Source organism: Pyrobaculum sp. (assembly GCF_049971835.1).
In the GTDB taxonomy this organism is placed as follows: Archaea; Thermoproteota; Thermoprotei; order Thermoproteales; family Thermoproteaceae; genus Pyrobaculum.
In genome coordinates this window covers 1-9,376 of the sequence record NZ_JBMFKV010000077.1, presented here as the reverse complement: position 1 = coordinate 9,376, position 9,376 = coordinate 1, and the positions used below count along the sequence as shown (strand labels likewise).

The following is a 9,376-nucleotide window of genomic DNA, read 5'->3' as shown; positions in this document are numbered from 1 at the left end:
TTCTGGAGAGGTTGGGACTTTCGAAACTCGCCCATAGGTACCCCGCCCAGCTCAGCAGAGGTCAGCAACAGAGGGTGTCTATTGCGAGGGCGCTCGCGGCTGAGCCGCGGGTTCTGCTGTTCGACGAGCCTCTCACGGCTCTGGACATACCGCTGAGGGGGGAGGTTCTGCCCTACATCTACGAGGCGTCGAGGGGGCGCACTGTTCTGTACGTAACGCACGACTTCGAGGAGGCTACGTACATCGCGGAGAGAGTGGTCGTGCTTATGGAGGGGAGGGTGGCGGCCGACGGCGGCGCGGTGGAGCTTTTCGAAAATCCGCCGAATCCCAGAGTCGCCGAGTTCCTCGGCTACAGCAACAAACTGCCTAGTGGTTGCGGGGTCTTGTACTTCAGGCCGTGGGACGTGAAGCCCGGCGCCACTTACAGAGGCGTCGTCTTGGCCGTCTGGTACAGGGCTGGGCGGCATGAGGTGTTGGTAGACGTCGGGGGGAGCCGTGTGAGATTGATATGGCCAGAGAAGCCGCCCCTCGACGTAGTGGAGTTCGACGTGGTGAAGAGCCGCTGTTTTCCTGGCTAAATGGTAAAGGGCCTCGTCTTCACCAGTCTAGAAGCCGCTAGGGTGGCCAGTACTATGGTGGCTAGCAACGCCGAGTAGAAATGCCCTGTCTCTATGAGGTCGGGTGCCCTAGATGTGAGGAGCCGCACGGCGGCGGCGGACAGGGTCTCGGATCCCCCGGTTGTGAGAATCAGGGCAAGAGTTGTCTCGGATAGAGAAGAGGCGAGTGACATGAGCCACGTCTGCAGTACGGTGGGCCCCAATATCTCCGTAGCGATTCTAGTCACGCATTTAAACGGCCCGAGGTAGAGGACACAAGCCTCTCTTACGTCCTGCCGTATCTTCTCCCAAGCGGGTTTAATGAGAGAGTATGCTAGGGGCGTGATAACTAGCGTGTGCGCCGCGGCTAGTATAAGCGCCGTGCCGTACAGCGGCTGTGCTAGGTGGAAGAACCCCAGAGCAAAGAGACTCTTCGAGAGAGAGATAGCAACTATATATATAGCCACGGGGTGCCTCTCCCCCGCCGACTCCGCGACCAGGAAGGAGATCGCCGCCATAAGCGACGCGGTTGCAGAAAGGACCGCCACCAATACGCTTGTGGTCAAAGGCTGGACGAGCTCCCCCAGCCCCCTCGGCTGTGCAAGGGGCTGGAAGAGGTAGAAGCTCAAGATGACGTAGTACGCCAACACGGCGGCCGACGCCGCAAGCGCCACTGCGCCCACCCTCGGGGGCCTGGGGGCCTGTTCTGCAGAGGGCGGGGCAGGTAGCTTAAAAAATGGAATTGCCAAAGCCAGCGAAACGGCTAGGGTGAGAAGTACTGTTGTGGAGACTAGGTTCGACGACGCGAAAGAGGTGGCGTAGATGTAGACCAGGAGCTCCAGGGTGGGGTAGCGGCCTCCGAGGAGGAGCGGCGTGGTAAAACTCAGAAAGCTAAATACAAAGACGGTGTAGAAGGAGTAGAGAACTGCGGGCCTTAGCTCATACATGAAAATTCTCAGCCTGGCGGCGGCCCTCCTTGCGTATAGATCTACGGCGTCGAGGAGATCCGCCGGTATAGACCGCGCGTTTGCCTCCAGCAACAAGGCGGCGTAGGGGGCGTAGTAAACCCCATGCGCCAGCACCACGCCCCAGGGGCTGTACATAACATCTCCGTGAAGCCTAATCAAGGCGTCTACGGTGGAGAGGGCCGGGGCGAAGAAAGGCAAAAGCGCCACGGCCCTCGCCCAGGGCAGGCGTAGGTAGGCGGGTAGCAGGGCAAAGCCTCCCGCCAGCGACAGCGCCGCCGAGAGAAGCGCCTGCGCCACCGTAAATCCGAATACCCACAGCGTGTAGCTGTCCACGGCAAGGGCCACGCCGTAGTTGGCGAGGAGAAGGGCGTAGGGCGTCGTGTAGGCAATTAGGAAAAAAAGAGGCGGAAGTAGATACGGCCTCACCCAGTGGCGATTTCTCTCTGCCACCTCAGCCTCCACTCGTCGGCTTTTGAGCCGAGGGCCGGGTTGTAAACCACCACCGACTTGGGTTGCGGCAGGCCGATGTTGTTCTTAACTACGGCGTCGGGCCTGACGGGCAACATGTAGTTATAGGGATCAACCAAGTCCTGCCCCTCTTTACTCAAGGCAAATTTCACAAACTCCACGGCGAGCTCTCTATTCCTCGCGTTTTTAAGCACAGCAACCCCCTCTCTGTACAAAAAGGCGCTGTACGTCGAGGCCTTCATATGGGGCGTCCCGGGGTCAATGGCGTGGCTGAACCACGACAGAGCCACCAATACGTCGCCCCTCTTCAACGCGTTTCTAAGCGGTGTAAAGCCGCTTGGGTACCCCACCTTAGATATCTGGCCCGCCAGCTTTTTCAAGTAGGCCCAGCCCTCATCCTCGCCCTTTACAGACATCACCCAAGACAAGACCGCTAGACCAGTGCCGGACTGCACCGGGTTTGGGTATGTCACGAGGCCTCTGTACTCGGGCTTCAGCAAGTCGTCGAGGGTCTCCGGCGGCTTTATCCCCAGCCTCTCCAGCGCCGTGGCGTTGTACACAATCCCTATGTAGGACTTGTCAAGCGGGTAGACGCAGTGGTGGGGGTCCCAAAACTCCTCCCGGGGCACCCCCTCCACCTTGAGATCTGGGCAGTACAACACCCCTTTTTCCACCAGCACTGTGTAGTAGAACTCGGGAATACCGATCGCCACGTCCCAAGGCGGGTTGTCCCTATTCCTCACCAACTCGTTCACCATCTCCACGGCCCCGCCCAGCGGCACAAACGTGGCGTTTACCCCGTACTTCTCGCTAAACTTCTTCGCCAGCGCCACCCCCAGATCTCGGATGCCAGCCGGCCCCACGATGACCAGTTTCTTCGCCGTGGTCTGCTGAAAGGCTGTGAAGGCCAGGTACACAGCCACGACGGCGGCGACGATGGCCAAAACCGCCAATATGGTTCTTATAGACATGCCACTGTAGACTTATAGATTTTAAAAAATTAATCTCTAAGCAGATTGATGCATATGATGAAACGGCCGTGACACGAAAAGTGAAGAGGTGTTTCTAAACTGACTAGAAGACTTCTACGAAGTCGGTGGGCTTTGGAATCTCCTCCTTGAGCCCCTTCTTCTTTCTAATCTGCTTGACGAAATCGGCGAGCATCGACTCTGGGTAGGGGGCCCAGCGGGCGAACTGCATTGACCAGAAGATCTTACCGGCGGCGGCGGCGCGGAGCTCGTCGCTGATGGTAAAGGACTCGAGCACCGGCAACTCAGCCCTTAGAAACGCCATGTACTCCTGCTGGGTCATGTCTAGGATTTTGCCTCTGTGTTTGTTGAGCACAGACGTCACAGCTCCTATGTAGTCAGGCGCCACCTTGATGTCGAGCCTCATCAAAGGCTCTAGCAACGTCGGCCTCGCCGAGAGCACCGCCGCGAATATGGCGTTTTTTGTGGCTGGCATTATCTGGGCGGGTCCGCGGTGGGCGGGGTCCTCGTGGACCACGGCGTCTACGAGCACCACCTTGACGCCCCTCATGGGCTCCTGGGCCAGGGGGCCGGCCTCCACCGCCCACCTAAAGCCCTGGACGATGTAGTCCCTAATCTCGCGGAGGTACTGGATGCCCGATGTCTTGTCCACGATGACGTTGAAGTACCTGTCGTCGATTGCCCATATGCCCCTCGCCTCGTCGGTGTCCCAGCCGGCCTTCTCCCTCAAGATCTTGGCCCTCTCCCTGGGATCCTGCTCCTCCGTAATCTCCTTCGTGGCTATCAGCTCGATGGTCGTCTCGTCGAGGGGCTCCACGTAGAAGTAGAGGCGGTTGTGCTTATTTGGCGACTTGCCCTCCCACACCTGGGACCTCTCCCTTACGGTCTCTCTGAAGCGTATGAGCGGCGGCGACACAGTGAACTCGGTCTTCGTCCTCTCCTTGAGGAGCCACGTGGCGATTTCGAGGTGGAGCGTGCCGACGCCGGAGAGCAGTATCTGGCCAGTCTCCTGGTCGATCTTTAGGTCGAGGGTTGGGTCCTCTATGACTAGGTCTTTCAACGCCTCCACCAGCCTCGCCAGCTCCGCCGGGTTCTTCGGCTCTATTGCGACGGTCACCACAGGCTCTGAGATGTACCTCATCTTTTCAAACGGCGGGATTTCGCTCAGCTTCGGATCCACCAGGGTGTCGCCCGCCCTAGCCTCGTCGACTCCCATCAACGCCACGATGTTGCCCGCCGGCATGTAGGGCACTATAATCCTCGAGGGGCCCATGTAGATGTAGGTCTGCAGAACCTTCTTCTTCATCTTCCTGCCGATGATGTATATCTCGTCTCCCTCCCTGATTGTGCCCGAGAAGACGCGGCCGGTTGCTATAAGCCCGGCATGCGGATCCTTATTAATCTTCGAAACTGCGATGACGGTGGGGCCGTTGGGATCAGCCTCGAGTAGGGCCTTGCCCACCTCACTGTTCAGCTCCCCGCGCCACAGCCTTGGGATTCTGTACTTCTGCGCCACGTTGGGCGGCGGTATGTGTTCAATAATCATCGAGAGGATTGTCTTGTACAGGGGGAACTCCTCCGCCAGCTTATCCACGTACCCCTTCTCGTAGGCGTCTACAATATTGCTGAACTTCATCCCGGCTTTCTGCGCCATTGGTATCGTAATGCCCCACTTGTGGAGGGCGGAGCCCAGCGCCATCTGGCCCTTGCCCGGGTCAATCTTCCACTTGTCTTTAAACTCCGGCGGGGCGAACATGTCTATCAACGCGTTGAAGTCCTTCACAATGGTGAGAATCCTCTGCTGGATCTCCTGCGGCGACAGCCTCAGCTCCTTTATCAAGCGGTCGATTTTATTTATGAAGAGGACCGGCCTGACGTACTCCTCCAGCGCCTGCCTCACCACAGTCTCCGTCTGCGTCATGACGCCCTCGACGGCGTCCACCACCACGAGGCCCCCGTCCATAACCCTCAGCGATCTCGTGACGTGCCCTGTGAAGTCCACGTGGCCCGGGGTGTCGACGAAGTTAATTAGATAGGGCTTCCCCCCGTACTCGAAGTACAGCGAAATATTCGCAGCCTTCACAGTCATCTGCCGCAACTGCTCAATCGGGACATAGTCCATAGCCAGGGCCTTACCCGCCACCTTAGGCGACAGGAGACCCGCGCCCATTAGAAGCGAATCCGACGTAGTGGTCTTGCCGTGGTCCACGTGCGCCAGTGTGCCGGCGTTTCGTATCTGCGCCGGGTTCTTGGCAATTGCCAGAATTTCGTCAAGTTGCTTCTCCACTACCCTTACCGCCGACGACATCGCCCAGCCTCACTCACATATTTATATTCTTTTCCCCTACCAAGCCCCTAGCGGAGCCCGCCGCACTCAGCCTCTGCTAGCCGCGGCCGGTAATCCGCGGAGGGTCCGAGCCACGCAACCACGCCGTTTTCCATCTGAAGGACGTAGTGGCAACACTTAAGAACGTCGCCGTGGTGTGTGGACACCACCACGAGCCTCCCCCTAGACAAGCCGCGGAGGACCTCCATGACCTTCCCCCGCCAGTCCCCGTGGAGGTTGGAGAGGGGCTCGTCTAGCAGGAGCAGATCGGCCTCGGAGGCCAGCGCCGCCGCTATCACAAGCCTCTGCCTCTGCCCCCCGCTGAGGGTTGAGACCCTCCTCTTCAGCAGATCGGCCGCCTCCAGCAACTCCGCGTACGTAGCCGCCTTCTCCACGTCTTCCCGGCCCACCGGCCGCCTGCCGAACCTCGTCCTCCCCGCCAGCACCACGTCTAGGCCTGTGGCCTCCGGCGGCGTGTAGAAATCCCCCACGTACACCCTGGAGGACACGCCCACGTACTCCACACGGCCCGAGTCGGGCTTCAAGAGGCCCGCCAGTATTTTCATGAGGGTGGTCTTGCCCGAGCCGTTCGGCCCGACGACGCAGGTCACCCCCTCCTCTACACGGCCCTTGGCGGCTAGCTGGAAGTCTCCCAGCCTCTTCACTACGTTAAACTCCACGTACATAACGCCAGAAGAGGGCCACTGCGAAGGGCACGCCCACCAGCGACATGACGACGCTGGACGGTACGTCTCTAGGGAGCAGGGCCCTGGTCACGGCGTCGGCTAGAAGCGCCAGCGCGATGCCCGAGGCCACCGCGGGCGTGACAAGCTTATCAAACCTGTGGCTACCAGCAGACCACCTAGCTATGTGCGGAGCCATTAAGCCGATGAAACCCACGGGCCCGACAGAGGCCACGGCTAGGCCGGTGGCCGCGGCCGCGAGCGCCGTGATCAGAACATTCACCCTCCTCACCGGGACTCCGAGGCCGGCCGCCGCCTCCTCGCCGTGGGCGTAGGCGGCGATCCACCTGGAGTACCTCCAGGCAACGGCCACGACAGGCACGAGCGCCAGCGCCAGCGCGTACCCCACAGCGCCCGGGGGGTAGGCGGCGAAGGAGCCCTGCATAGCCAAGTAGACGTAGCCCAGCTCCTCCGGCGGCAGAAGCATCAAGAGGAGCTGAAGCACCGCACTCGTGAGAAAAGCCGTCATAACCCCCGCAATCAGCACGGCGTATAGAGACGCCCGTGTGGAGAGGGTAAGCAACAACAGCGAGGCGGCGGCCGCGCCGGCCAGCGCGCCTCCGAGGTAGCCCACGTACTGCATATGGAAAAACCTCCACGCTAGATACGACAAGAGGGCGGTCAGCGCCGATACCCCGCTCACGCCGAGGACGTAGGGATCGGCCAGGGGGTTCCTCAAGGCGGTCTGGAGCAACAAACCAGCCAGCGAAAGCGCGGCGCCGGCGAGCACTGCGCCGAGGACTCTCGGCACCCTAACCGCCTCGATAACCCCCCAGTCGAGGCCCGCGGGCCCCCAGAGTAGGTTAAAAAAGAGGAGCAACGCCGCCGATATGTAGAGTACAGACCTCACCTCAACTGGCGAAAGAGAGTGAAGTTGCCCGGCGGCGCCACCTCCGGGTGTATAATCCAAATGAGCTCCTCCAGCACCTTCTCCGGGTAGGCGTTTGCCAGCTGGTAGTACGCCGGGCTGTAGGCGTAGACTCTGCCTGTGATAACCGGCCTCAGCTCCTTCAGCCTAGGCTCGATCTTCAGGAGGTCCTCCACCCTGTCGACGCCGTAGCCGCTCCACACCAACACATCTACGTCGTTCTTATGCTTGAGGACAACCTCCATGTCCACCCTGCTGTAGTTGGCGTAGGCGTACCTCCCCCCGGCGAGCCTAATCAAATCCCTCACGCCGGGGCCCGCCGGGTAGAGCACGCCGCCGTATATGATAAACCATGCCACCCTCGGCCTGTCGAGATCTGCGACAAGCGACGCGAGGCTCCTCCACTTAGATTCAACGCCGTTGAAAACCCTCACCCCCACCCAGGTTAGGTTGTAGAACGGCGCGATGAACTTAATCCACTCAGCCCTACCCAGCGCCTCAGCCTCCTGGAACTCGTTCACCACGACGTAGGGAATGCCCAGCTGATCCAGCTTCTTAACCACGCTCTCCGTGCCGTAGGGACCGGGGTAGAAGTATACAAACACCACGTCTGGCCTGAGCTTCGCAATAGCCTCATAGTTGGGGGAGTAGGCCGGCCCCACGTCGGCGATGGAGCTGTTGCCCAGCATGTCAGCCACCTCCTTCAGATGCCACGTGTACTCCCTCCCCCACATAATACCGGCGATGCTCCTCAAAACCCCCACCTCGCCGCTCTCCTTATACAGCCTGTAGGCCAAGGCAACATGTGTCGAGGACATGTAGACAGCCCTCTCCACCGGGTACCTCACCACCACAGCCGGCTTGTACTTAGCCACGTAGTACGCGGCGAGGTCCTGCTGCATCCCCCTCGGCACCAGCAGGATCCTCCGCCCCATGGCGTCTGTGAGGATGTAGACGTCGCCGTCGTAGGCCACGCTGAACAGCCTCGCGTAGCGCACCTCCACCGCGCCCACCGGCGCCGACGCCACGCGTTGATACATCTTCACCTCCCTCAGCAAGTCGTCGACTGTCTTGTTCAAAGCCGCTAACTGCCTGTCCCTAGCCGCAAGCGACGACCTTAAGAGCTCCACCTCGGCCCTCAATGCCTTGAGGCCGCTCCCTATGTCGTCAAGCCTATTCTGGAGATTTGACAATCCAGAATTTACACTCCCCAGAGAGCTGTTTAAACTGCCTAGAGCTGTGAGGGACGCCGCCAGCGCGGCCGCCGCAAGCGCTATGGCCACCGCCAGCGTTATGTAAAGTATTTTTTGAGACGCACTCATAAGTTGGAGAAAACACCATTATAAATATTTTTCGGGGACTACGGCCGCCTCGGCCTCCCCCAGCACCGCCCCCTCAAGCCACGCCGTCCCCCGCTCAGCCGCCTTTCTAAATACCTCCTCAAGCCGCCTAACGTCGCCCCCCTTGATGTGGTACTCCGCCAGCGTCATCGCCCTGTTGAGAGGACTCCTCCAGCTCACCCTCCAGAGGTAGTCGAAATACCTCAGCCTGTACGGCGGGGGCTCCCTCGGCTTAAGAGCAGAAGCCACGGCTTTCCGCGCCTCCTCCAGCCCCCGCGCCGACTCCACCGCCACCAAGAGAAAAGCCACGTCGCCAGCCACGTCGAAGTCTACGTAGTAGGAGTAGGCCACGCCGGGGTTCCTCACCACGTTAAACAGAATGGATTTTGTCCCCGCCTCTAGGTGGAAGGCGGCTCCGTGGAGCAGGGCGTAGGCCTCGGCCTGGCTCTCCACAGCTATACGCAATGCCGAGGCGTAGTACACGCCGTCCACCTCCCTCTCCTCCACAACCCTCCCGGGGCCTGCCCCCGCGGTGGGCACGCCGCGCGCGGGCGCCTCTCCCTCAAGCTTTGAAAACAGCCTCCTCGCCGCCTCCACCGCCTCGCCCCCCACGCCGCCTGACAGCACCACCACCGTGTTGCCCGCCGTCAGCCACCTACGCTTGTGTTCAAGCAGGTCGGGCAGGGTAAGCGCCTCCACAGTCTCCGGGTAGCCGCCGACGGGGGCGCCCCAGTCGCTGTCGCCGAAAAGCGCCCTAAGCGCCAGCTCCCCCACCCTCTCAGAGGGGTCCTCCCTCGTCTGCCTAAGCTCCGACAGCACGGCGGCCCTCTCCCTCTCCAAATCCTCCTCGGCGTACCGCTCATTTGTGTACAGCCTATAGGCCAGCTCCACCAGGCCCGCCGCCGACTCCGAAATCCCCTCGAGTGTAACCATAAGCGAGTCCCGCTGGGTGTATGCGTTGTTGCCGCCCCCCAGCCGCTCGACAGCCTCATCCACGTCGAAACCCGGCACTCTAAACAACATATGCTCCAGGAGGTGCGTCACCCCCCTCTTACCCCCCTCCTCATACAGCGACCCC

The 9,376-nt window shown here is 60.7% G+C and carries 8 protein-coding genes; 1 reads left to right on the top strand and 7 read right to left on the bottom strand.

Translation table 11 applies throughout. The features are described 5' to 3' along the window. On the top strand, nucleotides 1-578 hold a 578-nt coding region (locus tag ACP5J3_RS07895), incomplete at its 5' end, for an ATP-binding cassette domain-containing protein (RefSeq protein ID WP_428495187.1). On the opposite strand, the gene ACP5J3_RS07890 is transcribed toward ACP5J3_RS07895, so the two are convergent. The 7 genes from ACP5J3_RS07890 to ACP5J3_RS07860 form a co-directional block, all read right to left on the bottom strand. Then, entirely contained in the window at nucleotides 575-2,026 is a 1,452-nt protein-coding gene (locus tag ACP5J3_RS07890) for an iron ABC transporter permease (RefSeq protein ID WP_428495186.1), read from the bottom strand. The genes ACP5J3_RS07895 and ACP5J3_RS07890 overlap by 4 nt on opposite strands. Further along, entirely contained in the window at nucleotides 1,987-3,003 is a 1,017-nt protein-coding gene (locus ACP5J3_RS07885; protein ID WP_428495185.1) for an extracellular solute-binding protein, read from the bottom strand. Before ACP5J3_RS07885 ends, ACP5J3_RS07890 begins: the two co-directional genes overlap by 40 nt. 103 nt (nucleotides 3,004-3,106) lie before the next feature. Continuing rightward, entirely contained in the window at nucleotides 3,107-5,329 is a 2,223-nt protein-coding gene (locus ACP5J3_RS07880) for an elongation factor EF-2 (protein WP_428495184.1), read from the bottom strand. 47 nt (nucleotides 5,330-5,376) lie between these two features. Beyond that, nucleotides 5,377-6,033: a metal ABC transporter ATP-binding protein gene (locus tag ACP5J3_RS07875; RefSeq protein ID WP_428495183.1), complete on the bottom strand. Its 657-nt coding sequence runs from the start codon at nucleotides 6,031-6,033 to the stop codon at nucleotides 5,377-5,379. Next, nucleotides 6,017-6,940 carry an iron chelate uptake ABC transporter family permease subunit gene (locus tag ACP5J3_RS07870; RefSeq protein ID WP_428495182.1) on the bottom strand — a complete coding sequence of 308 codons (924 nt, stop codon included), beginning with the start codon at nucleotides 6,938-6,940 and terminating at the stop codon, nucleotides 6,017-6,019. Before ACP5J3_RS07870 ends, ACP5J3_RS07875 begins: the two co-directional genes overlap by 17 nt. Continuing rightward, nucleotides 6,937-8,280 (bottom strand): ABC transporter substrate-binding protein, encoded by a 1,344-nt coding sequence (locus ACP5J3_RS07865; protein WP_428495181.1) that lies wholly within the window; start codon nucleotides 8,278-8,280, stop codon nucleotides 6,937-6,939. Before ACP5J3_RS07865 ends, ACP5J3_RS07870 begins: the two co-directional genes overlap by 4 nt. An 18-nt stretch (nucleotides 8,281-8,298) precedes the next feature. Then, nucleotides 8,299-9,376: M16 family metallopeptidase (locus ACP5J3_RS07860; RefSeq protein WP_428495180.1), on the bottom strand; the 1,078-nt coding region annotated here is incomplete at its 5' end.

Coding starts and splice junctions, on each gene's coding strand:
- ACP5J3_RS07885 (WP_428495185.1), bottom strand. CDS start 3,003: ATGTCTATAAGAACCATATTGGCGGTTTTGGCCATCGTCGCCGCCGTC.
- ACP5J3_RS07875 (WP_428495183.1), bottom strand. CDS start 6,033: ATGTACGTGGAGTTTAACGTAGTGAAGAGGCTGGGAGACTTCCAGCTA.
- ACP5J3_RS07865 (WP_428495181.1), bottom strand. CDS start 8,280: ATGAGTGCGTCTCAAAAAATACTTTACATAACGCTGGCGGTGGCCATA.
- ACP5J3_RS07880 (WP_428495184.1), bottom strand. CDS start 5,329: ATGTCGTCGGCGGTAAGGGTAGTGGAGAAGCAACTTGACGAAATTCTG.